Origin of the sequence: Aminobacter sp. AP02, from assembly GCF_003148805.1 — a bacterium.
Taxonomy (GTDB): domain Bacteria; phylum Pseudomonadota; class Alphaproteobacteria; order Rhizobiales; family Rhizobiaceae; genus Aminobacter.
This window is the reverse complement of sequence record NZ_QGGX01000007.1, coordinates 247718-270911: the sequence shown is the minus strand read 5'-3', so window position 1 is coordinate 270911 and position 23194 is coordinate 247718. Positions and strand designations below refer to the sequence as shown.

Here is a 23194-nt window from a genome sequence, read left to right as displayed (position 1 = left end):
CGCTCGGTCGGGCGGGCCGCGGTCAGGCCGTGCCGGCAATCGGCATCAGATGCAGATTGCGGCTTGAGCGACGGCCGCAGGCGGCGAGCAGCGCCGAACACAGCATGTCGACGTCTGACTCCTGGCGCGGGCACCAGCCGCAGGCACAGGCGCCAGGGCCCGAATGGGCATCGGCGGTCTCGCGATAGACCGAGCCCACCGCCTGGGCGGCGAGGCGCATCACGACCATCGGCGGCAGGCCTGTCTTGCGCATGACCTCGCAGAATTCGTTCATGATCGTCGCGCGGATATGCGCCTGCGCTTCCTCGTGACGCCGTTCATCTTCAATCGCATGTGCCAACGGAAGTCTCCAGATCAATTTTTGGCGCCTCAATGGGCTGCAAGTTATCGGCGGTTGAGTTGCTGCATGTCCTCATGCAGCGGGGCAACACTCGAAGGAGCGATCGTCGAGGCAGCGGCCCGCAAGGCTTCGCGTGCCGACTCGAGTTGGCGCATCGCCTCGAACAGGGCCTCCCGGTCGCGCCGGTGGATATCGAGCAAGGCGACAAGCATGGAGCTGTCGCCGACCTCGGGCTGGGGGAGCGCGTTGAGCCGGCCAAGGCTGTCATTGGCGGTCTGGCGAGCGCTGTCGACCTGCCGGCACAGCGCCTCGACACGGCCAAGAAGCGCGAGATAGCGGCCGGCGTCCGCTTGCTGGTGCTCAGCAAAACCTGCGATGGGAGCGACATGAATCATTTGGTTCGCCTCCTGTTTCCATTCCCGACCATGGCCACGCATGTTTCGATGCGCGGCCATGGTGAGCCTAACCCGCCACCCAGGACGAGCCAATACAAAACTGGACTAAAAATATCAAGTTTAAAAACACAACTTTTCGGCGACCTGCCTCGATGCCAAACGGGCGTGCCGCCAGCCAGGATGCCTGCCGAAAGAGGCGGTTGACTGGGGTGTTGGCGCGCGCTCCTATATGTCTGCCAGCGGAGGCACGGGCTCCAGGGGTGGCTGGCATGGGAGAAGCGGTCATGGCCGAAAAGGCTGAGCATAGCGACGAGGGCTGGGTCGCCGAAGCGCGTCCGGCCACCAAGGACGATGCGACCGTACTTGCCAAGCTGGTCAACATGGCCGGCCATGGCCTGCCGTTGTATCTCTGGACCAAGATGGCCGATGGCGGCGACCCATGGGAAGTGGGGCGCCAGCGGGCGCAGCGCGAAGCAGGCAGCTTTTCCTACCGCAATGCGGTGGTCCTGGAGCACGGCAAGGTGCTGGCCTGCCTGATCGGCTATCCCATCGTGCCGGCACCCGCCGACCCCGACACGCCGGCGATGTTCGTGCCGATGAACGAGCTGGAGGCGATGGCGACCGGCAGCTGGTATGTCAACGTCGTGGCGACGGTGCCCGAAGCGCGCGGCCGGGGCTTCGGCTCCAGGCTGCTCGCCATGGCCGACGTGATCGCGGAGGCGACCGGCTGCACCGGAACCAGCCTGATCGTGTCGGACGCCAATGCGACGGCCCGCCATCTCTACGACAATGCCGGCTACCGGGTGGTGGCGACACGGCCGATGGTCAAGGAAGGCTGGGACAATCCGGGCGAGAACTGGGTGCTGATGGTGAAGCCGTGAGCCGCATTGGCTAGATCCGCTCGCGCTTCGAGAAAACAAATGGACGGTCCTGCAGACACAAAGTATTGCGACGACACGGTGATGGCATATGAGGCTGCGCGCCGGGTCTTTTTGCCAGGCGGGGCGCTGACATTCGACGCTGCCTATCGGCTCGCGCATCTGCCTCTGGTGTCGCCGGGCCATCCCGATGCCATAGCCAGCAAGGAAGGCACCGATTATCTCGACGGAAGATATGAGATAGCGCGACATTCGCTGGTCTTGCCGATCGACGCGGGCGAACTTGCCCGGTCCGAGGTGTTTGGAGCGTTCGAAAGAGAGCTTCGCGCGTTTTCATTCAGCGACAAGATCGAGTGGACCCTGTCGCAGCAGCGCGCATCGAAGCTTCATGCGACAATCGTCAACGGTCTTGCCGAGCCGGAATTCGGCCGTTGCGCGGATGCCGCTGCCACGGTGCTGAGATCGACAAGAGGGTTTTCGGTACGGATTGGCGGACCGTTCCTGGGGGAGTTCAACACCGGCAGGATCTATTTTCCGGTCTATCCCGAACAGCGCGGCGGCAACGACATCTTCGCCTTGATCCAGGACGCGTGCGGCGCCATGCAAACCCGGCTCTACCTGATCGGCTACTATCATTTCGCCTCGTCGCTCACGCCTGCCGAGACGGATGAGCTTGCAGGGCTGGTGGAGCAATGGCGCCATCGCGTTCTTGCCCACCTCGCGGTCAAATCCCTGGCCATTCAATCGACCAACGACGATCTGGCGCTTTCCGCGCGGATCGTTTCAACGATCCCGGTCGGCGATCGTCAGCCGTAGGCACGCTTGACGCTTGGGGAGCATTTGGCGCAAATCGCGGACAGTTTCCTGGGAGCTTTCAAAAAATGTCCGTCATTGGCCTTTCGTTGCTCGGTTTTTCGACCGTCATCTTCCTGATCGCGGCGATGGTGGCCAAGACCTGGGGCATCGAACCGACCATCGGCAAGCTGGTGGTTACGCTGGTGCTGTATTCGCTGGGCAATCTGATCATGCTGCGCCTGGTGCGCGACTTCGGCATGTCGGTATCGTTTTCGCTGTCGGCGGTGATCCAGCTGATCGCGGTCAACCTGGTGGCAATCGTCTATTTCGGCGAGAAGCTGAGCGGCATCCAGGGCATTGGCGTAGGCCTGGCGGTAGTGGCCGTTGCGCTGATCACGCTCGGGCCGGCACTGGCCGGCAAATGAAAACGGCCGCTGAGCGCGGCCGTCTCCTGTTTCGAAGCTTCACCGCTCAGACGGCGATCTTGCCGCCGCCCTGTTTCGTGATCGCAACGACGGCCGGACGCACAGGCATATTGGGCTTGAAGTCGGGCCAACGGGTCGACAGGTCCTCATAGTAGGACGGACGGCCAAATCCTTCCCAATCCTCGCCGCCGTCGCCCGGATGCTGGACGGCGACGAAGGCGGTCTGATCATCTGGCGCAAACAGCGGGCCGCACATCTCGGCACCGACGGGCACGCGGAAGAACAGCTTGGAGGTGGCGCGCGCATCGCCCTCGGTGTCGACGGCCCAGAGGCCGTCGGTGCGGCCGGTGGCCTTCGGCGAGTTGCCGTCGGTGGCGACCCACAGGCGGCCGGCCGAATCGACGGCGCAGTTGTCGGGCATGCCGAACCAGCCATTGTCCGTGGTCGAGGTCGAGAACGAGGCGCCGACCTCGGCGACCGAAGGATCACCGCATTTCAGCAGTACTTCCCACTTGCCCCTGGTGGCGGTGAAATCGCCGCCTTCCTCGATCAGCTCGATGATGTGGCCGAAGGCGTTTTCGGCGCGCGGGTTGGCGGCGTCGACCTGGTCGGCCTTGCGCTTGGAGTTGTTGGTCAGCATGACATAGACCTTGCCGTTGACGGCATTGGGCTGGATGTCTTCGGGGCGATCCATCTTGGTTGCGCCGAGCAGGTCGCCGGCGCGGCGCGCCTCGATGACGACGTCGGCCTGGCTGGCAAAGCCGTTGTCGGCCGTCAGCGGGCCCTCGCCCTGGACCAGCGGCAGCCAAACGAACGAGCCGTCCTCGGCGAACTTGGCGACGTAGAGCGTGCCTTCGTCGAGCAGGTCGAGATTGGCGGCGCGGTCGTCGGGATTGAACTTGCCCGCGGTCACGAACTTGTAGACGTAGTCGAAGCGTTCGTCGTCGCCGAGATAGAAGACGACGCGGCCGTCGGCGGCGACGATGGACTCGGCGCCCTCGTGCTTGAAGCGGCCAAGGGCGGTGCGCTTCTTCGGGACGGAATTGGGGTCCTGGACGTCGACCTCGACGATCCAGCCGAAGCGGTTGGGCTCGTTCGGCTCCTTGGAGACGTCGAAGCGGTCGTAGAACTTCAGCCACTCATAGGTGCCTTCCGGCACGCCGAGGCGCTTGTAGTTGGCGGCTTCTGGGTGATCGGCCGGCAGCTCGCCGCCGAAATAGCCGTGGAAGTTTTCCTCGGCCATGATGTAGGTGCCCCAGGGCGTCACGCCGCCGGCGCAGTTGTTGAGCGTACCGAACACCTTGGTGCCGGTGGCATCAGCGTTGGTCTTGAGGCGGTCGTGGCCGGCGGCCGGGCCGGTCAGCTCCATCTCGGTCGTCGAGGTGATGCGGCGGTTGAGCTTGCCGTCGCGCACCACCTGCCACTTGCCCGCGTCCTTGCGGATCTCGACGACCGAACCGCCATGGGCGGCCATCTCGATGTCGACGCGCTTCTGGTCGGCGGGCGTTACGTCGATCTTGCCTTCGACGATCTTGACGATGCCGGGGAACATCAGGTGATCGTTGGTGTATTCGTGGTTGACGACGAGCAGGCCGTGCTCGGCCGAACCTTCTAGCGCGATGTAGCCGACATAGTCGTTGTTGTAGCCGAACTGTTTGGCCTGCGCTTCCGCCGACTGGTTGGCCGGATCGAATTCGGGCGCGTCGGCGAAGATAGGATCGCCCCAGCGCAGCAGGATGTCGGCGTCGTAGCCTTGCGCAACGTGGTGCTTGTCGTCGATGCCGGCCTCGATCTCGTCGAAGGCGAAGGCGGATGCCGTGGCGGCGCGGGCGTCGTCGGCGAGCAGGATGGCAATGGGGCTGACGGTGGCGGCGATGGCCGAGACGGCAAGCGAACCCTGGAGGAAGCTGCGGCGGGAGAAGCGCTTGGCGATGATGTCGCCCATGGTGCGGTTGTCGGTCGGGTTGTGACCGGGACCGTCATTTGCCTCGAGCATGCTGGTGCGGAATTTGCGATCGCCCGGTGTGTGCTGGTTCATCGTCTCGACCTCTGGCTGGTGTTCGGCTTGGGGTTCGCCGAGACCGCTAATCGGACGAGATAACAGTAGCATGACAGTCTCGCCGGAAATCAGCCCTCGCTAGAAAGTGTGATTGGCCCTCATGCGCTGCGACCTGTTGATTGCACGCCTTTTCTTTGGGAAAGGCGTCCCCACTTGTTGCGCATTGGCCCGGAAGCGGCCATCCCGAGAGCGGAACAGAACGGCAGGACGATGCATCAGAGCTTGTGGAATAGAATCGAATTTTCGCTGCTGGCGGCGGGCATCATCATCGCCGGCGGCCTGTGGGGCTTCGTCGAGCTTTCCGAAATCGCCCGCGATGCCGCCCCGCATGCCTTCGACACCGACATATTGCTGTTCTTCCGCGAGGCCGGCAACACGGCCGATCCGATCGGCCCGCTGTGGATGGAAGAGGCGATGCGCGACATCACCGCGCTCGGCAGCGCCTCGGTGCTGATCTACATCACCGCCATCACCATCATCTATCTCTGCATGACCAGGCGCTGGGGCCCGGCGCTGTTCGTGTTCGCCTCGGTGGCCGGCGGCCAGGTCCTGTCGAGCCTGTTGAAACTCGGCATCGACCGTCCGCGGCCCGACCTGGTGCCGCATCTGGCGCAGGTCTACACGATGAGCTTTCCAAGCGGGCACGCGATGCTGTCGGCGGTGACCTACCTGACGCTGGGCGCGTTGCTCGCGCGATTCCTGCCGGGGCGCGCAACGACGATCTTCGTCTTCGCCATTGCCATTCTGACCACGCTGATGGTCGGCATCAGCCGGGTCTATCTCGGCGTGCACTGGCCATCCGACGTGCTCGCCGGCTGGTGCGCCGGCTTTGCCTGGGCAACCCTGTGCTGGCTGGTCAGCCGCGTCCTGCTGAAGGACCAAGGCGCCGACATGGACATGCGCTAGCCATCTGTATTCATGCTTGAAACATTACCATGAATGTATGATACATTCATTCTGCGGACGAAGACAGGAACATTCCAGGTGATCACAGCCGCACAGATGCGCGCCGCACGAGCGCTGGCAGGCATCGACCAGAAGACGCTGGCTGAAATGGCCGGGGTTTCTGTGCCGACCATCCAGCGCATGGAAGCGAGCGAAGGCGTTGTGCGCGGCGTGGTCGATACGCTGACCAAGGTCATCCAGGCGATCGAAAATGCTGGGGTAGAACTGATCGGCGAAAACGAGACCGGCGGTCGGGGCGTGCGCCTGAAGAAGACCGTGGCTCGAGCCTGACGGTCCGCGAGAGATAGTCGTGACGGCGACCGCCGACAGTTGTTGCCGACGATCCCGTCGCATGCCGCGGAATGGATCATGGACGCAAACCCTGACTTGGCCCGACACAAGAAGCCTACATTCGCCGAGCTGTTCACGCCCAAGCTGGTGACGGTTCTGCGCGAAGGCTATGGTCCTGCCCAGCTTCGGGCCGACGCGGTTGCCGGGCTGACGGTGGCGATCGTCGCACTGCCCTTGTCCATGGCGATCGCCATTGTCTCGGGCGTTTCACCCGATAAGGGCCTGTTCACGGCGATCGTTGGCGGCTTCCTCGTTTCGGCGCTTGGCGGCAGCCGTTTCCAGATCGGCGGACCGGCAGGCGCCTTCATCGTCCTGGTGGCCGCGACCGTGGCGCGCGAAGGCGTCGACGGTCTGGTCCTCGCCACTGTCATGTCGGGCCTGATCCTGATGGCGATCGGCTATCTCCGGCTCGGCACCTACATCAAGTTCATCCCCTATCCGGTGACGGTTGGGTTCACTACCGGTATCGCCGTCATCATCTTCGCCAGCCAGCTCAGCGAAATGTTTGGGCTGACGCTGGCTGGTAAGGAGCCGGGAGCACTGGTGCCGAAGCTGACAGCGCTGGCGCAGGCAGCCGGCACGGTCAACGTGTCGGCCGTGGCGGTCGCGGTGCTGACCATCGGCACGATCGTTGCGCTCAAGCGCTTACGCCCAAGCTGGCCGGGCATGCTGATCGCGGTCGGAATAGGCTCAGTCGCCGTCGCCTTGCTGGCGCTGCAGGTGGAAACCATCGGCACGCGCTTCGGCGGCATTCCGCGCAGCCTGCCATTGCCTGCCCTGCCCGCCTTCAGCGTCGACAAGGCGATATCAGTGCTGCCGGATGCGGTGGCCTTCGCGTTGCTGGGCGCCATCGAGTCGCTGCTGTCGGCAGTGGTTGCCGACGGCATGACCGGCCGCCGCCACCGCTCGAACTGCGAACTGGTGGCGCAGGGCCTCGCCAACATCGGCTCGGGGCTGTTTGGCGGCATCTGCGTGACAGGCACCATCGCACGCACCGCGACCAACGTGCGGGCAGGCGCACACGGGCCGGTGGCCGGCATGCTGCACGCCCTTTTCCTGCTCGCCTTCATGCTGATCGCGGCACCTCTGGCGAGCTATATTCCGCTTGCCGCCCTTGCCGGAGTGCTCGCCGTGGTGGCATGGAACATGGTCGAGAAGCAGGCCTTCGCCACGCTGATACGCTCGTCTTGGGGCGACTCGCTGGTACTTATGGTGACGTTCCTGCTGGTGGTGTTCCGCGACCTGACCGAAGGCATCGTCGTCGGCTTCGCGCTCGGTTCGGTGCTGTTCATCGACCGCATGGCAAGAAGCATCGCGGTGGAGAGCGACCAGCCGCTGGTGCAGGAAGATGTCGCGGACACGACCAATGGCAGCCGCCACGCCTATGAGGCAAGCGACGCGGGGGACGCTGACACCGTCATCTACCGGATCTCGGGTGCGTTCTTCTTTGGCGCAGCGTCGACGGTGGGAGCCGTGCTCGACCGCATCGCCGACCAGCGCAAGAACTTCATCCTCGACTGCTCGGGTGTTCCGTTTCTCGATTCGACGGCGGCGAACGTTCTGGAGGGCGCCGCACGCAAGGCGCACCAGGCAGGCGTTCGTTTCTTCATCACGGGGGCGTCGCCACAGACACGCCGGATGCTGATCACCCACGGCGTCAAGCAGCCCGCCGTTAGCTACGCGGCGACCGTGCAGGACGCTCTAGACCTGCTCAAGGCTGAGGTGACATAGGCCGGCTTTCGCCCGAGTGCTCCTGATCGCCCCAACTGACCTGCTTGTAGTCGAAGCCATATTCCAGCGTCGGCTTGACGATGCGGAAATAGGGCGACAGGTCGAAGTCGCGTGGCGTGTAGAGCGAATGGTGGCGAATATGCAGGATCTCGCGGCGCATGTAGTTGGACTGGGCCGAGGCGCGGCCCGGCGCCCGGGTGATCTCGGGCAGGATCGGGTAGCGGATCTCGCCATAAGCCTCGGCGATCATCGTCGAGCAGATGGCGCGGGTCGGGTCGCCCGAGCCGAAGGCGATCATGCGGCGGCGCCAGCGCACCGGTACCGGCGGCCTCGGCATGAAGTAGCGCAGCATGTCGAAGATGTTCTTGAGATCGTATTTCAGCCCAAGCCTTTTGACCATAAAGCGAACGACATGCTCGCGATCCTCCGGCGACAGGCCGTTGGCGCGGCAAATGCGGGTGTTGTAGGTGCGGTACTTGGACAAGGGCACGGCGACGCAGCCTTCGCCGAGATTGACCTCGATGAGGCGCGGCCGCTCGGAACCGTCGGCCGGTTCGGGCAGCACGTCGCCGACATAAAGCGCCGAATGCGACCAGGTCGACTGGGTCAGGTACTTGATGACGGCCGAAATGCGCTGGTTGCCCTCGATCAGCAGGATGTCGCCCGGTTCGAGCGTGCGGCGAAGCGTTTCGGGATCGGAGGGCGTGTAGGGCTCGTAGCCGGACGATGCCACCTGCAGGCGTGAAGCAAGCCAGCGGCCTATGCGGTCGAGCAGTGTATCGGTCTTCTCGGTCATGACACCGAGCAAGTAACATGGTGCCGACAGAAGAAGCCAGCCAGACCCGACGTCAATCTACTTCGGCTTCGACCATGATGAGATCGTCGCGACACTTGCTGGCCAGCTTGCGCACCGTGCGCCTGGGCTTGTCGTCGAACAGTTCGGCGGCATCAGCGAGACACAGCTTGCGCAAAGTCCTTTCCGAGCGCTTGAGCAGCCGCAGCAGATGCTTCGGCTCCGCACTATCGAACGGCGCTTCGCGTGCCTCGACCAGGGCGCGCATGACGAAGATGTCGTGCAGTTCGCCCAGACTTTCGCCAAGGGCCTCGACGCGCTCACGCAGAGGCTTGACCGGCGATGGCCACAGCTTGCGCAGCAAGGAGAGGTGATCGGCATGCGTTTTCGCCGCCTTGCGCAGGTCGTGAAAATCGTCGGGTTCGCCGCGTTCGCGCGCGTGGCCCAGCGCCTTGCGTGCGCGCCGCAGCGTGGCAAGCGCGCCATCGGCGAGCACATCGGCGGCATTTTCAGGCAAATCGGGAAGTGAAAGCGCCTGGATCGCCGCTCGGCCAGCCTGGCACTCGGCAACCGCGCTGTCGAGCACAGCACCAAGCCCTGTCTCGCCATAGGCCCTTTCGGTGCGGTGGCGCACCAGCATCGCGCGGATGCCGGCAAGGCCTGCGGGTTCCGCCTCTTCTTGGAAACCTGCGATCAGCCGGTCGATCGTCTCGATCAATGCCGTTGCCTGGCGCGGACCGGAAATCGACCTGGAGATGGCGCGATAGCGATCATTCTCGGCGCGGCAGAAGGCCTCGTCGCCCGGGCGCACAAGGTGCAACAGCGCCCGCAGCGCCTTGATGCGCTTGCGGGCGCTGTGCAGCGCCTTTTCCGGATTGTCGCGGGCGGTATCAAGATGCGTGACTATCTTGTCGATCTCATCGCCGGCGATGCGGCGAACCTCTTGGGTGAGCGGCAGCCGCGGATCGATGCGAAAGCTCATGCAGCGGCTTCCGGGGCATCGCTGAGCGCAAGCGACGCGTTGTAGTAACGCGGGTCGCCAGTGACCTCCTGGCCAATCCACGCCGGCAGCTCCGCGGCTGGAACATCCTCTGGCGTCTCGAGCTCCGCGATGATCAGCCCGCTCAAATCGCCGCCAAAGACATCGACCTCATAGAGACGGCCACGATGGCTAACATGATGGCGTGTCTTCTCAATGACACGGCCGATGGCGAAATCCTGCATCTCCTCGGCCTCGGCCAGCGGCACCGCGTATTCGAACTCGTCGCGCTCGCGGCCCCTCGAACCGAATTTGAGGGTCAGCGTCGCCGCCTTGCCATCCGAGATGCGCAAACGGACCGAACGCCCGTGGTTGGAGGCCAGATAGAATTGCCGGATTCGAATCTCGGCTTCGACAAGGCTGCGCCACTCCGGTCCCGTCACCAGGAACTTGCGTTCGATTTCCTTTGCCATGAAGCCAGTAAAGCGTAGCGCCGCGCGCAGGGCAACATCGTTCTTGACTTTAATCAATCGATTGATTAAACTATGCATATGAGCAAGACGCGAACCCCACAAAACGCTTCCGCCGCCGACGCCACCCGCATGGGGCTGATCATCGCCGCGCTGAAGCTTTTTGGACGCCAGGGCTTCGATGGCACCTCGACCCGCGAGATCGCCGGCGCAGCGAACGCCAATATCGGTTCGATCGCCTATCATTTCGGCAGCAAGGAGGGACTTAGGCTCGCCGCCGCCGACTACATCATTGAAACGATCCAGACCATTGCCGGACAGGCGCTAGGCAATATGGCACCGGCGCGGCCGCACCCCGTCACACCTGAAGAAGCCGAAGCCCAGATCGAGGCGGCGGTGGAACGCATGGTCAGGTTCATCGTCGCTCGCCCCGAGGCCGGCGAGATCGTGCAATTCGTGCTGCGCGAGCTGTCGCAGCCCACCGACGCGCTCGACCGCATCTACACCGGCGTGTTCGAGCCGGTACACCGCAGGCTGTGCCTGCTGTGGGCGACCGCCACCGGCGACGAGGCCGAGAGCGAGCGCGCCCGCATCACCGTGTTCATGATCATCGGCCAGGTGATCTACTTCCGCATCGCCCGCGCCGCCGTCCTGCGCCGCATGGGCTGGGCGGATATCGGACCAGTCGAGGCCAGCAAGATCATCGGCATCGCAAAGGAAAACATCACGGCAATCATCGCCGCGCGGAAGGCAGCAAAGCCATGAGCATTCTGTGTTCGATCCCCTTCGCGGCTTCGCTGTTTTCGGCGTGCGCCGGGCCGGCACCGCTCGCTGTGGGCTATGTCGAGGGCGATTTTGTCCTGCTTGCGCCCATAGAGGTCACCCAGGTGAATTCGATCGCCGTCAGGCGTGGCGACCGTGTCGAAGCAGGCAAGCCCGTGGCGCTGATGGAAACGGCCGACGCCAACATTGCCGTCGCGCAGGCGGAGGCCGCCCTCGCCCAGGCGAAGGCCCTGCTCGCAGACCTCCAGATCGGCAAGCGGCCCGAAGAAATCGCGGTCCTCGAAGCGACATTGCGCTCGGCACAGGCACAGGTCGACGAAGCGCAGCGCACCTTGACCCGCACCCAGGACCTGACCAAGCGCGGCGTCGCGACCCAGGCCCAGCTCGATGACGCGACCACGCAGCTCGAGGTTGCCCAGGCCGCAGTCGGACAGGCGACGGCCAATCTGGCGGTCGGCCGCCTGCCGGCCCGCGTCGAGACGATCAATGCCGCGGAAAACGCAGTGAAAGTGGCCGAGCAGCAGCTGAGCCAGGCCCAATGGCGCCTGTCGCAACGCACCCTTGCGGCACCCGCACCCGGCCGTGTCACCGACGTCATCCGAAATCCCGGCGACCTTGCCGGTCCTTCTGCGCCGGTGCTCGAAATGCTGCCGGACGGTGCGGTCAAGCTGGTGGTCTATATTCCCGAGACCGACTTCTCCAAGCTCAGCATCGGCACCCGACTTGCTGTGCGCTGCGACGGTTGTCCTGACGGGCTGACGGCCAAGATCAGTTACGTCTCGCCCGATCCCGAGTTTACCCCGCCGGTCATCTACTCGCTCGAGACCCGCCAGAAGCTGGTCTATCTCGTCGAGGCACGTCCGGAGGAAGCCAACTCGGTGTTGCAGCCGGGGCAGATCGTCGATGTGGCAATCAAGGCAGGGGAATAGGGCATTGAGGCAGTTAGGGCAGTAGGAAAAGCGGCTGAACATCTTGCCCTACTGCCTGACTGGTCCCTTGCCGGAGGCAGCAATGAACGCCATCGAAGTCAAGAACCTGGTCAAGCGCTTCGGCAACAAGACCGTCGTCGACCACGTCACCATGACGGTGGCCGAGGGCGAGATCGTCGGCTTCCTCGGACCCAACGGCTCGGGCAAGACCACGACGATCCGCATCATGTGCGGGCTGCTCACGCCTGACGAGGGCGAAGGCAAGGTGCTGGGATACGACCTGCGGAAAGACAGCCTGAAGATCAAGCGCGAAGTCGGCTACATGACGCAGAAGTTCTCGTTCTACGAGGACCTGACGATCGGAGAAAATCTCGAATTCGTAGCCCGGCTCTACAAGCTGAGGCCGGTCGAGGAGCAGGTGGCGAGAACGCTGGACGAACTTGGCCTGACCAGCCGGCGCGACCAGCTCGCCGGGACGCTGTCGGGCGGCTGGAAGCAGCGCCTGGCACTCGCCGCCTGCATCATGCACAAGCCCAAGCTCCTGCTGCTCGACGAGCCGACGGCCGGCGTCGATCCCAAGGCGCGGCGCGAGTTCTGGGATGAGATCCATCGCCTCGCCCGTGGCGGGCTGACCGTGCTGGTGTCGACCCACTACATGGACGAGGCAGAGCGCTGCCATCGCATCAGCTACATCTCCTATGGCAAGATGCTGGCATCGGGCACCGTCGAGGAGGTGGTGCGCAACGCCGGCCTGACGACGTTCGTGGTGTCGGGCCCCCGGCTCGACCAGGTGGCGACGGCACTCGAAGGCCGGCCCGGCATCGACCAGGTCGCGCCATTCGGCGCCACACTGCATGTCGTCGGCTCCGACCGCCAGAAGCTCGAAGCGGCCCTTGCCGACATCAGCGGCCAAGGCGGCATCACCGTCGAGCCGGGCGAGACCAGCCTGGAGGACGTGTTCATCCAGTTCATGGCCGGCTCCAAGGACAACATGTCATGACGAGCAGCATCAGCAACAGCTTCTTCTCCTTCGCCCGGCTCGGCGCATTGCTGGCCAAGGAGTTCATCCAGATGCGGCGCGACCGCATCACCTTCGCCATGATGCTGGGCGTGCCGTTGATGCAGCTGGTGCTGTTTGGCTTTGCCATCAACAGCGACCCCAAGAGCCTGCCCGCGGCTCTGCTTGCCATGAACAACGACGAGTACACCCGCGCGATCGTGGCCGCCCTGCAAAACACCGACTACTACCGCTTCGAACATGTCGCCACGACCGCCGCGGAGGCGGAGGAGCTGATGGCCAGCGGCACTGTCGCCTTTGTCGTCACCATCCCCGCCGACTTCGGGCGCCGGGTGGCAAGCGGCAACTCGCCCCAGATCCTGATCGAGGCCGACGCCACTGACCCCTCGGCCTCGAGCGGCGCGGTGTCGACGCTCGGCACGGTAGCCGGCCAGGCGCTGCTACGGGCGCAGGGCATGCAGGCAGCAGCGGCCGAGGCGGCGAAAGGCCAGCTCGAAGTGGTCGTGCATCGCCGCTACAACCCCGAGGGCATCTCGCAATACAACATCGTGCCGGGCCTACTCGGCGTCATCTTGCAGATGACCATGGTGATGATGACCTCGATGGCGCTGACCCGCGAAACCGAGCGCGGCACCATGGAAAACCTGCTTGCCATGCCGGCGAGCCCTTTCGAGATCATGCTCGGCAAGGTCCTGCCCTATCTCGTCGTCGGCGCGGTGCAGGTGGCGGTCGTGCTGATCGCTTCGAAGCTTTTGTTTGCCATCCCCTTCGTCGGATCGCTGTCGCTGCTCTTGTCGGCGATCCTGGTCTTCGTCATGGCGCTGGTGCTGCTGGGCTACACCATCTCGACCATGGCCCGCACACAGATGCAGGCGATGCAGCTGACCTTCTTCTTCTTCCTTCCCTCGATCATGCTGTCGGGCTTCATGTTTCCCTATCGCGGCATGCCCGGCTGGGCGCAGGCGCTTGGCGAGATCCTGCCTTTGACGCATTTCCTGCGCATCATCCGCGCCGTCATGCTTAAGGGCGCGGAATTCCCGGCAATCGCCACCGAAGTCGGTATTCTCGGCCTGTTCGTCATGTTTTTTGCCGCCCTGGCCCTGCTCAGGTTCCGGCGCACGCTCGACTGATCTTCTTTACGGGCGCCTGCTCTGATAGCTTGCAGCCTCCGAACGGAGAGTGCGGGCATGCTTCGCGGCGGAATTGGGCTTGGGGTGGCGCTTTGGGTCATGGCTTTGCTTGGCCCAATGCCAGCGTCCGACCTCTACACAACCCGGGTCATCACCAGTGGTACCGCGCCTGAGCGCCGCGACATCGGTTTCGCCCAGTGCCTGCGCGACGTGGTGGTGAAGGTGACGGGCGACAGCCGGCTGCTCAACGAGCAGGCACTGGCGCAACAGGCCAAACATGCCGGCGAGCTCGTCGCCAGCCATACGTTTCGCGACCGCATGGGCGGCATCCCGCTCCATGACGAGCAAGGCAGCTACGACCGGCCGCATGATCTGACCTGCGTCTTCGATCCGCCGAAACTCGACGCCTTCTTGCATACGCTCGGCCGCGAGCCGTGGCTCACACGTCCCCGGCTCGTCGCCGTCGTTGCCATTCGCGACACCAAGAGTGTCGAAAGCATGCTCGCCAGCGACAGCAACGGTCAACGCGACCAGGACATGCGAACGGCGCTGCTGAGCGCGGCCGACAGGCTGGCGCTGCCGCTGGTGGTGCCCAGCCAACGGCAATTGTCGCAGGCCGGGTTGGTGGCCAAGACACTGGGCAGCGCCGATCCCGCGCGGCTCGACACGCTGGCGAGGATCGCCGGGGGCGACGTCGCGCTCGTCGGCACGCTCATGTGGAGCGAGGAAGACCTCGGCTGGGTCGCCAACTGGCGGACCGAAGCCGATGGCGAGAACCACAACTGGGGCATTTCAGGAGTCGGCTTCGACGACGCCTTCCGCAATGCCGTCGCCGGCGCGGCACAGGTGCTGTCGGGGCATGGCGATCCTTAGCGGGCGCATCCAAAACGGGAGAAAGCAAGTAGCGCCATTCGTTCGCCCCGGCCCTCCGCTATGGCTCCGGGCGTTCGAAACTCGAAAAGCCAAATCGTTGGCTTTTCGCCGGCCCGCGGCCGGACGTTTCTCACCCCAGCAGCGACCGAACCCGCTTTTCGCCGCCGGCCTTGCGCCAGGCATTGAAGCGGTGGGTGGCGGCGGCGAACGAGATCTTCATGGCGCGCGCCACCGAGTAGCGCGAATTGCCCTCGTCGAACATGCGGTAGCAGCACTCCACGCCGTCGGGGGTGAGCTTGCCATCGCAAGTCTTGTTGTGCGGGTTTGCCGGATCGAACTTCTCGGGTGCAGGCTCGAGCATGCCCTTGAGGCGCAGCAAGTCGGCCTCGATGCTGGCAATCAGCTCGAGCACGGGCTTGGGGTCGAAGTGGTGTGCTGGCTTGGCCGCCATCGGGACATCCTCTCTATCGCTTGAGATTAGGCTATATAGCCAAACATTTCGCTATAACAAGAAGCTGTGTCGCGGACACAAAACGATGCGGCAAAAAAGTCACAAGCCGGCACGCGCATTGACCTGCAAGCGCTGACAACCTAGTTTAGAATCATTCTAAACTGAGGGAATTTTCTCATGTTATCCCGTGTCTTCGGCTTTGGCCGCCGCGCCTTCGATTCCCTTTCCGAACAAGAGATCCTGGCGCTCGCCATCTCGTCGGAGGAGGACGACGGCCGTATCTACCGAGCCTATGCGGACGGGCTGCGCGACGAGTTTCCGCAGTCGGCCAAGGTGTTCGACGGCATGGCCGAGGAGGAGGACGGTCATCGCGACCAGCTCATCGAGCAGCATCGAAAGCGCTTCGGAGAACGCATCCCGCTGATCAGGCGCGAGCATGTGCGCGGCTATTACGAGCGCAAGCCGGACTGGCTGGTGCGGCCGCTCGGCATCGACAAGGTGCGTGAGCAGGCCGAGCAGATGGAGCGGCAGGCTTACCGCTTCTATGTCGAGGCGGCCAAGCGCACGTCCGATGCATCGACCCGGAAGCTGCTGGACGACCTGGCCGTTGCCGAACAGAGCCATGAGTCGCTCGCCCAGAAGCTTGAACAGGAACACGTGCCCGAGCATGTCAGCGAAAAGGAGACGGCGGCCGAGCGGCGCCAGTTCATCCTGACCTATGTGCAACCGGGGCTGGCCGGGCTGATGGACGGGTCGGTGTCGACGCTGGCGCCGATCTTCGCGGCGGCTTTCGCCACGCACGACACCTGGCAGACCTTTCTCGTCGGCCTTGCCGCCTCGATCGGCGCCGGAATCTCGATGGGTTTCACCGAGGTCGCTTCGGACGACGGCAAGTTGTCGGGGCGCGGCTCACCGGTCAAGCGCGGCATCACCACGGGCCTCATGACGACGCTGGGCGGGCTTGGCCATGCCCTGCCCTACCTGATCCCGCATTTCTGGACCGCGACCACAGTTGCCGCGGTCGTCGTGTTCTTCGAGCTCTGGATCATCGCCTATATCCAGAACCGCTACATGCAGACGCCGTTCCTGCGCGCCGCCTTCCAGGTGGTGCTTGGCGGCGCACTGGTGTTTGCGGCAGGCGTACTGATCGGCAACGCCTGAGAAATACGTGCTCTGCTCCGCCGGACCGTCCGGCGGAGCAATTGCCAAGAGATCCTACCGTGCACCCGCAGCGCGCTTCGGCGGGATGACTGCGATCATGGAATGATGCGCTGGGCATGCGGGCCCGACGCCAGCTTGAGGAAGATGCGGTCCTCCTTCAGGATGAATTTTTCGCGCCTGGCGAACTCATAATTCTCACGTCCGAGCGGGTCGGCCGCAAGCCGTGCGCGATAGGCCTCGTAGGCAGCCAGATTTTCAATGCCGTAGACGCCGTAGGCGGTCGTGGCCGAGCCCTCGTGCGGGGCGAAATAGCCGATCAGGTCAGCACCGCAGCGCGGGATCGCCTGTCCCCAGTTACGGGCATATTGCTCGAATGCCGCCTTGCCGAAAGGGTCGATCTCGTAGCGGATGAAACAGGTGATGGTCATTTTGGTCTCCGTCGGTTGGCAATAGTTCGTCCCGCATCGAAGCGTCCGGCCGAAATCGTATGGGAGGCTAGCGCCAGAAGGGTTTTGCGCTCTCGCGCTCGACGTCGCGACGGACCAGACCAATGTCGTCCAGCTGTTCGTCGGTCAGTTCGGAAAGGTCGAGCCGTTGCAAATAGCGATCGTAGCCGCGCGCGAAGAAGCCGAGCACGCGGCCAATCGCGCCAAGGCCCAGACGTTTCGGCGTCGCTGCAAGTTCGGTTTTCATCGTCATGGCGAGATCCTTTCTCTGCTCGGAGAATACGCATTGCCTGACGAGTATGCTTCGACTAGCATCGAACCATGGAGGTAGCGCCATGAAGGAAGGTCCCGATATCGCCCGCATCGCCAGCCTGGTCGGCGACCCGGCGCGCGCAAACATGCTGACCGCGCTGATGGATGGCGGAGCGCTGACGGCAAGCGAACTCGCACTGGAAGCCGGCGTCAGCCTGCCGACGGCAAGTTCGCATCTCGCCAAGCTGATGGACGGCAAACTCTTGACAGTGGCGAGCCAGGGCCGGCATCGCTACTACGCGCTTGCCGGCACGGAAGTGGCTGCGATGATCGAGGCCATCAGCGGCGTGGCCGCCCATTCCGGTCCGCAACGCGCCCGGCCAGGGCCGCGCGACAAGTCGATGCGCGAGGCCCGCGTCTGCTACGACCATCTCGCCGGCGAGCACGCAGTGGCGATGTTCGACCGCTTTGTCGCCGAAGAAATCATCGTGCGCGACGACGAAACCCTTCGGCTAGGGCCGGCCGGACCAAGCTTCTTTGCGGGTGTCGGTATCGACACGTCCGGGCTCGGCAATTCGCGCCGGCCGATGTGCCGGGCTTGTCTCGACTGGAGCGTTCGCCGCGCCCATCTCGCGGGATCGCTTGGCACGGCGATCCTCGACAAGATCATCGCCGAAAAATGGGCGCGCCGGCCAGCCGGCAGCAGGGTCGTCGAGTTCACCCCGCCCGGACGCAAGGCGTTCGAAAAACTCTTCCTGGCCTGACCGCAAAATCCATTGCCGGCGGGCTGGCTCGATGCAACCGCGCCTGAAACCTGTGGATAGCGGCACGGCAATTTGCGGATACATTCGTGGCCTAAAAGCCACATCTTAACCAATGCCGCCCGATCAGGCCTAAATGCCTAGAAAAGAACGCAATTCAGCCGCGATCGGGCGCATTTTCACACGAAGATTAACATCGCGTTCACCGAAGATTCACATCCGCCGGCTATCATCACTTCCACGTTCGGGACGAGCCCCGAAAGGACAGGGATAAGAACAATGGCTATCTGGAACCACCTCACTCACGCCGCTGTGGCGTTTCGCGAGTTCATCGCTCCGACCTATCGCCCCGAGCGCCACTACATGCGCGGTCCGGGACCGGCCTGCGCGCGCCGCTCCAACACGCTCCAGGCACGCGTGACGTTCCACTGATCATGACCGTTACCGGACGTCACGAAAGCCGCATTGCCCGCCCGACCAGCGACCACCGCTCAACGACATTGCGCGGCGAACGCCGGGCGATCGTTTCTACCCGGCTTTAGAGCCTATTCCATCCCGATGGGATGGGGCTGAAAACCGGTTTCCACTTTTCGGGATCGTGCTCTAAGCCGCGGCCCAGCCTGCCGGGAGCTCAAACCCGGCCGCATCATTGAAAAGCTGACTTGCCAAGCCCTGGAGTGCGGCTCCGGGCTCACCACATCTCATGGCTGGCGTTAAGCTGCTTGAGCACAGTGTGCTCTCGCAGCGCCGCGCAGGCACGTTCGATATTCGGCCAGGCCGCAGCGAGCTTGCCGGCCTCGGGGTGCCAGTGGGCAAGCATCAGCAGGTAGACGTCGGCGACCGACATGCGCTCGCCGGCGAGCCAATCGCGACCCTCGAGCGTGGCATCGAGGATGCCAAGGCCTCTTTCGAACTCGCAGACGGCTGCGACTTTCACCGCTTCGACGCCTTGCGGATCCGCCGTGTAGCGCTGCGCGTAGTAGTAGCGCAGGATTGCCGGATACATCACAGACGACATGAATGTGAGCCAGCGCAGGAAGTGGGCGCGCGCTGGAGCCTCGGCTGCCGGTGAGAGGCGCGCATATGGATGGCGCTCGGCGAGCAGCTGGCACATGGCCGCCGACTCGGTCATCGCATGACCGTCCGGCAAAACCAGCGCCGGCACCTGGCCCAGCGGGCTGATCTTGCGGAATTCCGGATCGGGCTCGACACCCTTGACGACCTCGATGCGCTCGTATGGCACACCCGCCAGTTCGAACGCCGCCTCAACGACAAAGCCGCCGCTGCCGGCGCGCGTATAAAGCCTGTACATTCTCGTCCCCCAGCCGGATCCCCAGCGGCGGATATGACATGGTGGCTAGGCGCTGCTCAAGCCGCGTGAGCACTCGCCAGCGGTGATTTTTCGCCGGTCCAGCAAGCCAATTCCTTGTGCTAGGCTCGCCCACCAAAAAAACCTGCTGGCCTGTCGAATTAGGCCATTCTCAGCCGACTTCCGTTTGGCCGCGACGATGCGGCTCGGAACCAACAGGAGACGACAATGCAGTACATGCTTCTACTCCACCACGATGACACTCCGTTCGTGACGGCAAGCCATGATGAACAGGAGAAGATGTCGGCGCCCTACATGGCCTACAACGAGGCATTGATCAAAGCCGGCGCAATGGTGTCAGGCGAACGCCTTCGCGGGGCGTCCGCAGCAACCGTGGTGCGCGTGCGCAACGACAAGACCGAGGTACTCGACGGCCCCTTCGCCGCCACCAAGGAGCAGCTCGGCGGCTTCTACATCATCGAGGCGCCCGATCTCGACGCAGCCATCGGCTGGGCGGCACGTTGCCCGAGCGCCAGCTTTGGCACCGTCGAGGTACGGCCCATCTGGCCGACACGCTAGGCATGACCGCTGGGGCCGAACAGGCACGGGCGGCGGCGGAAGCCGCTGCCCGGCAAAGTTATGGCAGGCTCGTCGCCTATGTGGCGTCGCGCACCCGCGACGTCGCGGGTGCCGAGGACGCGCTCGCCGATGCCTTTGCCGCAGCGCTGGCCAGATGGCCGCAGACGGGCGTGCCGGACCATCCCGAGGCCTGGCTTCTGACGGTGGCGCGGCGGCGCTCGATCGACCAGCAGCGGCGGCGAATGACCGGCGAAGCAGGCCAGGCCCATCTGCGCCTGATCGGCGAAGAACTGGAACAGGAGATGGCGCGCGAGAAGTTTCCCGATGACCGGCTCGGCCTGATCTTTGCCTGCGCCCATCCAGCGATCGAAGCCGGCGTGCGGGCGCCGCTGATCCTGCAGACCGTCCTCGGCTTCGACGCGGCGACCATTGCCTCGGCCTTCCTGGTTTCACCGTCGACCATGAGCCAGCGCCTGGTGCGGGCGAAATCGCGCATCAAACAGGCCGGCGTGCCGTTCCGCATCCCCGAAACGGCGGAGCTCGGCGAAAGGCTCGCCGCCGTTCTGGAGGCGATCTATGCCGCCTTCTCCGAGGGCTGGGCCGATGCCAGCGGCGCCGAATCCCGCCACCGCAACCTGGCCTCGGAAGCCATTTGGCTCGGCAGGCTGGTGGTTCAGCTGATGCCAGGCGAGCCGGAGGCACTGGGGCTGCTGTCGCTGATGCTGCATGCCGAGGCGCGCCGCCCCGCCCGCCGCAACGGTGAAGGCGCGTTCGTGCCGCTCAGCGAACAGGATACGCTTTCATGGGACGCCAGCTTGCTTGCCGAGGCCGACGCGCTGCTGGTGCGGGCGGGCGCATTCGGCACGATCGACCGCTACCAGATCGAAGGGGCGATCCAGTCGGCTCACGCGGCGCGGCGCTTTGCCGGCACCACCGACTGGGCGGCAATCGCCACGCTTTATGCCGGCCTGATGACGATCTCGACCTCGCCCGTTGTCGCCGTCAACCATGCGGTCGCGGTGGCATATGCGGGCGAGCCCGTCGAAGGCCTCGCCATGCTCGACGCCATCGGCGATGCGAGGCTCGACCAGTATCAGCCTTATTGGGCGGCGCGGGCTGAACTTCTGTCGCTCCTCGGTATGTCAGAAGAGGCCGACAAGGCGTATGCGCTCGCCATAGGCCTCGAGACCGACCACGCTGTACGCGCTTTCCTCAAGCGAAAACGGGCGGACCTCGATGGTCGGTGAGCGGATGAAGAATCAGAAACCCGGCCACAGGTTGCGCTGCCCCTCATCCGCCTGCCGGCACCTTCTCCCCGTAATGACGGGGAGAAGGGACAAGCGGAATCGTCGACACCCCCTCTCCCGGTTCTTAACGGGGAGAGCGTAAGGCTGAGGGGCAGTATTGCTTAGTTCCCCAGGCCTTCGAACAGCACCGTCGAAAGATAACGTTCGGCAAAGGACGGGATGATGACGACGATGTTCTTGCCGGCGTTTTCCGGGCGCGAGCCGACGATGACGGCGGCTTGAAGGGCGGCACCCGAGGAGATGCCGACCGGCACGCCTTCGAGGCGGGCGACGAGGCGGGCATTGGCGACCGCGTCCTCGTTGGAGACCTTGACGATCTCGTCATAGATGGTCGTGTCCAGCACCTTGGGCGCGAAACCGGCGCCTATGCCCTGGATCTTGTGCGGTCCGGGCTGGCCACCCGACAGAACCGGCGAGCCTTCGGGCTCGACAGCCACGACGTGCAGCGAAGGCTTGCGCTTCTTGATGACCTGGCCGACGCCGGTGATGGTACCACCGGTGCCGATGCCGGCAACGAAGATGTCGATCGAGCCTTGGGTGTCGTTCCAGATTTCCTCGGCGGTGGTTTCGCGGTGGATCTCGGGGTTGGCAGGGTTTTCGAACTGCTGCGGGATGATCGCATCGGGAATGGTCTGCACCAGCTCCTCGGCCTTGGCGATAGCGCCCTTCATGCCCTTGGCGCCTTCGGTCAGCACCAGTTCGGCACCGAGCAGCGCCAGCATCTTGCGGCGCTCGATCGACATCGTCTCGGGCATGGTCAGGATCAGCTTGTAGCCCTTGGCGGCGGCGGCGAAGGCGAGCGCGATGCCGGTATTGCCCGATGTCGGCTCGATCAGCGTGCTCTTGCCCGGCACGATGCGGCCGTCAGCCTCAAGTGCTTCGATCATCGCGACGCCGATGCGGTCCTTGACGCTGGCGATGGGGTTGAAGAATTCGAGCTTGGCGATGAGGTTCGCCACCACGCCTTTTTCCTTGGCGAACTTGTCGAGCCGCACCAGGGGCGTATCGCCGATGGTCTCGGTGATCGAGCCATAGACGCGACCACGACCGGGCACGCGCGTGGAGGTAACGGGCTTGTTCATCGATTTCGCTCCCTGAGATTTTGTGCGACGAAGATAGGGTGTCGCAGGGCAAATTCCGAGTGGACGTCGTGCTGATTAGGGGCAATTCACGGAAACATGTTTCCGTGAACACCAATCCAAGGGAATGAAATTCCAGACAGTATCGCTACTGACGAACAGCGATCGCAGCCGCCGCACCCACCATGAACCCGGCGGCAGTGCGGTTGAGCAGCTTGAGCGCGCGCGGCGTCTTGAGGAACCAGCGTGCCTTGGACGCAAGCAGCAGATACGGTACGAGCACGATCATCAAAACGGCGATGGTGATGGCAACGAGAATGCCATAGTCGGCAAGCGTCAGCGAATGCAGGTCAACGACCGTCGGCGTGATCGCCAGGTAGAAGATCATCGTCTTGGGATTGCCCAAGGTCACGGTCAGCCCGGCGAGGAAGCTCGAAAACAACCCGCCCCTGCCGTTCTTCGCCTCGACCGTCTCGGGCGTGATGCCGCTGGTCCAGAAATTCCAGGCGAGCCAGGCAAGATAGGCAACGCCGAGCCACTTGATCGCCAGAAACACCATGCCGAAGGACTGGGCGACGAAAGCCAAGCCAAGCACGACGGCGGTGAGATAGGTGAGGTCGCCGACCACAAGTCCAAGCGACATGGCAAGCGACGAGCGGAAACCCGAGCCGAGCGCGCGCGCCACGAGTGCCGTGACGCCCGGGCCGGGAATGGCGGCAGCCACCGCGAGTGCGCCGCTATAGGCAAGGAATCCTGTCAGGGTCATGGGAGTTGCTCGGAGCCGGTTGGACAGCGCTGATATGGCATGAAAGCGGTATCCTGGGAATGTCGCGTGGGTTGGGCCAGCGATCACATTTTCCCGGAAAATACCTTGAAGTCATCGACATTCGCCGCCCCGTCGTGTAGGCGCACTGTCCCATTGCGGCCCCGCGAGAGCATGAGGGCGGCACGTTCA

28 protein-coding genes are annotated in these 23194 nt (G+C 64.0%); 16 read left to right on the top strand and 12 right to left on the bottom strand.

The window, feature by feature from the left end; all coding sequences use genetic code 11:
- Positions 1–22: 22 nt before the first annotated feature.
- Positions 23–340: a hypothetical protein gene (locus C8K44_RS11735; RefSeq protein ID WP_109575964.1), complete on the bottom strand. Its 318-nt coding sequence runs from the start codon at positions 338–340 to the stop codon at positions 23–25.
- A 44-nt stretch (positions 341–384) separates the two neighbouring features.
- Entirely contained in the window at positions 385–735 is a 351-nt protein-coding gene (locus tag C8K44_RS11730) for a hypothetical protein (protein WP_109575963.1), read from the bottom strand.
- Positions 736–1019: 284 nt separating this feature from the next.
- On the opposite strand from C8K44_RS11730, the gene C8K44_RS11725 reads away from it, so the two are divergent.
- The 3 genes from C8K44_RS11725 to C8K44_RS11715 all read left to right on the top strand — a co-directional run bounded on the left by C8K44_RS11725 (position 1020) and on the right by C8K44_RS11715 (position 2833).
- Positions 1020–1616: a GNAT family N-acetyltransferase gene (locus C8K44_RS11725; protein ID WP_245417455.1), complete on the top strand. Its 597-nt coding sequence runs from the start codon at positions 1020–1022 to the stop codon at positions 1614–1616.
- 39 nt (positions 1617–1655) lie between these two features.
- Complete coding sequence (locus C8K44_RS11720; RefSeq protein ID WP_109575961.1) at positions 1656–2429, top strand: hypothetical protein; 774 nt, start codon at positions 1656–1658, stop codon at positions 2427–2429.
- 65 nt (positions 2430–2494) lie between these two features.
- The gene (locus C8K44_RS11715; RefSeq protein WP_109575960.1) at positions 2495–2833 is read left to right on the top strand and encodes a hypothetical protein; all 339 of its coding nucleotides are present in this window, start codon (positions 2495–2497) and stop codon (positions 2831–2833) included.
- A 46-nt stretch (positions 2834–2879) separates the two neighbouring features.
- Here the strand turns inward: C8K44_RS11715 and C8K44_RS11710 are convergent, their stop codons facing one another.
- On the bottom strand, positions 2880–4871 hold the full coding sequence (locus C8K44_RS11710) for a PhoX family phosphatase (protein ID WP_109575959.1): 1992 nt from the start codon (positions 4869–4871) through the stop codon (positions 2880–2882).
- Between the two features lie 231 nt (positions 4872–5102).
- Here C8K44_RS11710 and C8K44_RS11705 point away from each other — a divergent pair, with 231 nt between their 5' ends.
- The 3 genes from C8K44_RS11705 (at position 5103) to C8K44_RS11695 (ending at position 7919) form a co-directional block, all read left to right on the top strand.
- Positions 5103–5798, top strand: a complete 696-nt coding sequence (locus C8K44_RS11705) for a phosphatase PAP2 family protein (protein ID WP_109575958.1) — start codon at positions 5103–5105, stop codon at positions 5796–5798.
- A 78-nt stretch (positions 5799–5876) separates the two neighbouring features.
- On the top strand, positions 5877–6128 hold the full coding sequence (locus C8K44_RS11700) for a helix-turn-helix transcriptional regulator (RefSeq protein ID WP_109575997.1): 252 nt from the start codon (positions 5877–5879) through the stop codon (positions 6126–6128).
- Positions 6129–6206: 78 nt separating this feature from the next.
- Positions 6207–7919, top strand: coding sequence for a SulP family inorganic anion transporter (locus C8K44_RS11695; RefSeq protein ID WP_109575957.1), 1713 nt, complete (start codon positions 6207–6209; stop codon positions 7917–7919).
- Here the strand turns inward: C8K44_RS11695 and C8K44_RS11690 are convergent.
- From C8K44_RS11690 to C8K44_RS11680, 3 genes are read right to left on the bottom strand one after another with little or no spacing between them, the layout of a single operon-like run.
- The gene (locus C8K44_RS11690) at positions 7900–8715 is read right to left on the bottom strand and encodes a YiiX/YebB-like N1pC/P60 family cysteine hydrolase (protein WP_109575956.1); all 816 of its coding nucleotides are present in this window, start codon (positions 8713–8715) and stop codon (positions 7900–7902) included. The two genes, C8K44_RS11695 and C8K44_RS11690, sit on opposite strands and share 20 nt — an antisense overlap.
- A gap of 52 nt (positions 8716–8767) precedes the next feature.
- Positions 8768–9694, bottom strand: coding sequence for a CHAD domain-containing protein (locus C8K44_RS11685; RefSeq protein ID WP_109575955.1), 927 nt, complete (start codon positions 9692–9694; stop codon positions 8768–8770).
- The gene (locus C8K44_RS11680; protein ID WP_109575996.1) at positions 9691–10164 is read right to left on the bottom strand and encodes a CYTH domain-containing protein; all 474 of its coding nucleotides are present in this window, start codon (positions 10162–10164) and stop codon (positions 9691–9693) included. The genes C8K44_RS11685 and C8K44_RS11680 overlap by 4 nt, the downstream gene beginning before the upstream one ends.
- A 78-nt stretch (positions 10165–10242) precedes the next feature.
- Between C8K44_RS11680 and C8K44_RS11675 the strand changes: the two genes are divergently transcribed.
- The 5 genes from C8K44_RS11675 (at position 10243) to C8K44_RS11655 (ending at position 14894) form a co-directional block, all read left to right on the top strand.
- Positions 10243–10926, top strand: coding sequence for a CerR family C-terminal domain-containing protein (locus C8K44_RS11675; protein ID WP_109575954.1), 684 nt, complete (start codon positions 10243–10245; stop codon positions 10924–10926).
- Positions 10923–11873, top strand: coding sequence for an HlyD family efflux transporter periplasmic adaptor subunit (locus C8K44_RS11670; RefSeq protein ID WP_109575953.1), 951 nt, complete (start codon positions 10923–10925; stop codon positions 11871–11873). Before C8K44_RS11675 ends, C8K44_RS11670 begins: the two co-directional genes overlap by 4 nt.
- Before the next feature lie 82 nt (positions 11874–11955).
- Positions 11956–12873: an ABC transporter ATP-binding protein gene (locus C8K44_RS11665; RefSeq protein WP_109575952.1), complete on the top strand. Its 918-nt coding sequence runs from the start codon at positions 11956–11958 to the stop codon at positions 12871–12873.
- The gene (locus C8K44_RS11660; protein ID WP_109575951.1) at positions 12870–14021 is read left to right on the top strand and encodes an ABC transporter permease; all 1152 of its coding nucleotides are present in this window, start codon (positions 12870–12872) and stop codon (positions 14019–14021) included. The genes C8K44_RS11665 and C8K44_RS11660 overlap by 4 nt, the downstream gene beginning before the upstream one ends.
- A gap of 57 nt (positions 14022–14078) precedes the next feature.
- Complete coding sequence (locus C8K44_RS11655) at positions 14079–14894, top strand: DUF2066 domain-containing protein (protein WP_109575950.1); 816 nt, start codon at positions 14079–14081, stop codon at positions 14892–14894.
- A 130-nt stretch (positions 14895–15024) separates the two neighbouring features.
- On the opposite strand, the gene C8K44_RS11650 is transcribed toward C8K44_RS11655, so the two are convergent.
- Positions 15025–15345: a hypothetical protein gene (locus tag C8K44_RS11650; protein ID WP_109575949.1), complete on the bottom strand. Its 321-nt coding sequence runs from the start codon at positions 15343–15345 to the stop codon at positions 15025–15027.
- 177 nt (positions 15346–15522) lie between these two features.
- On the opposite strand from C8K44_RS11650, the gene mbfA reads away from it, so the two are divergent.
- Positions 15523–16506 (top strand): iron exporter MbfA, encoded by a 984-nt coding sequence (mbfA, locus tag C8K44_RS11645; protein WP_109575948.1) that lies wholly within the window; start codon positions 15523–15525, stop codon positions 16504–16506.
- A gap of 95 nt (positions 16507–16601) precedes the next feature.
- On the opposite strand, the gene C8K44_RS11640 is transcribed toward mbfA, so the two are convergent.
- Both C8K44_RS11640 and C8K44_RS11635 read right to left on the bottom strand, forming a co-directional pair.
- A complete protein-coding gene (locus C8K44_RS11640; RefSeq protein WP_109575947.1) occupies positions 16602–16934 on the bottom strand; it encodes an NIPSNAP family protein in 333 nt (110 codons plus the stop codon).
- A gap of 67 nt (positions 16935–17001) precedes the next feature.
- Positions 17002–17205, bottom strand: a complete 204-nt coding sequence (locus tag C8K44_RS11635) for a DUF1127 domain-containing protein (RefSeq protein WP_245417454.1) — start codon at positions 17203–17205, stop codon at positions 17002–17004.
- Between the two features lie 82 nt (positions 17206–17287).
- Between C8K44_RS11635 and C8K44_RS11630 the strand changes: the two genes are divergently transcribed.
- Together C8K44_RS11630 and C8K44_RS27690 are read left to right on the top strand one after the other, a co-directional pair.
- Positions 17288–17968, top strand: a complete 681-nt coding sequence (locus C8K44_RS11630) for a winged helix-turn-helix domain-containing protein (protein WP_109575946.1) — start codon at positions 17288–17290, stop codon at positions 17966–17968.
- 276 nt (positions 17969–18244) lie between these two features.
- Positions 18245–18397, top strand: coding sequence for a hypothetical protein (locus C8K44_RS27690; RefSeq protein WP_199227073.1), 153 nt, complete (start codon positions 18245–18247; stop codon positions 18395–18397).
- A 259-nt stretch (positions 18398–18656) separates the two neighbouring features.
- Here the strand turns inward: C8K44_RS27690 and C8K44_RS11625 are convergent, their stop codons facing one another.
- Positions 18657–19277 (bottom strand): glutathione S-transferase family protein, encoded by a 621-nt coding sequence (locus C8K44_RS11625; protein WP_109575945.1) that lies wholly within the window; start codon positions 19275–19277, stop codon positions 18657–18659.
- A gap of 225 nt (positions 19278–19502) precedes the next feature.
- Here C8K44_RS11625 and C8K44_RS11620 point away from each other — a divergent pair, with 225 nt between their 5' ends.
- The gene (locus C8K44_RS11620; protein ID WP_109575944.1) at positions 19503–19853 is read left to right on the top strand and encodes a YciI family protein; all 351 of its coding nucleotides are present in this window, start codon (positions 19503–19505) and stop codon (positions 19851–19853) included.
- 2 nt (positions 19854–19855) lie between these two features.
- A complete protein-coding gene (locus tag C8K44_RS11615) occupies positions 19856–21100 on the top strand; it encodes a DUF6596 domain-containing protein (RefSeq protein ID WP_109575943.1) in 1245 nt (414 codons plus the stop codon).
- 161 nt (positions 21101–21261) lie between these two features.
- Here the strand turns inward: C8K44_RS11615 and cysK are convergent, their stop codons facing one another.
- A complete protein-coding gene (gene cysK / locus C8K44_RS11610) occupies positions 21262–22242 on the bottom strand; it encodes a cysteine synthase A (protein ID WP_109575942.1) in 981 nt (326 codons plus the stop codon).
- 145 nt (positions 22243–22387) lie between these two features.
- Positions 22388–23005 (bottom strand): LysE family translocator, encoded by a 618-nt coding sequence (locus C8K44_RS11605; protein ID WP_109575941.1) that lies wholly within the window; start codon positions 23003–23005, stop codon positions 22388–22390.
- Positions 23006–23194 lie beyond the last annotated feature (189 nt).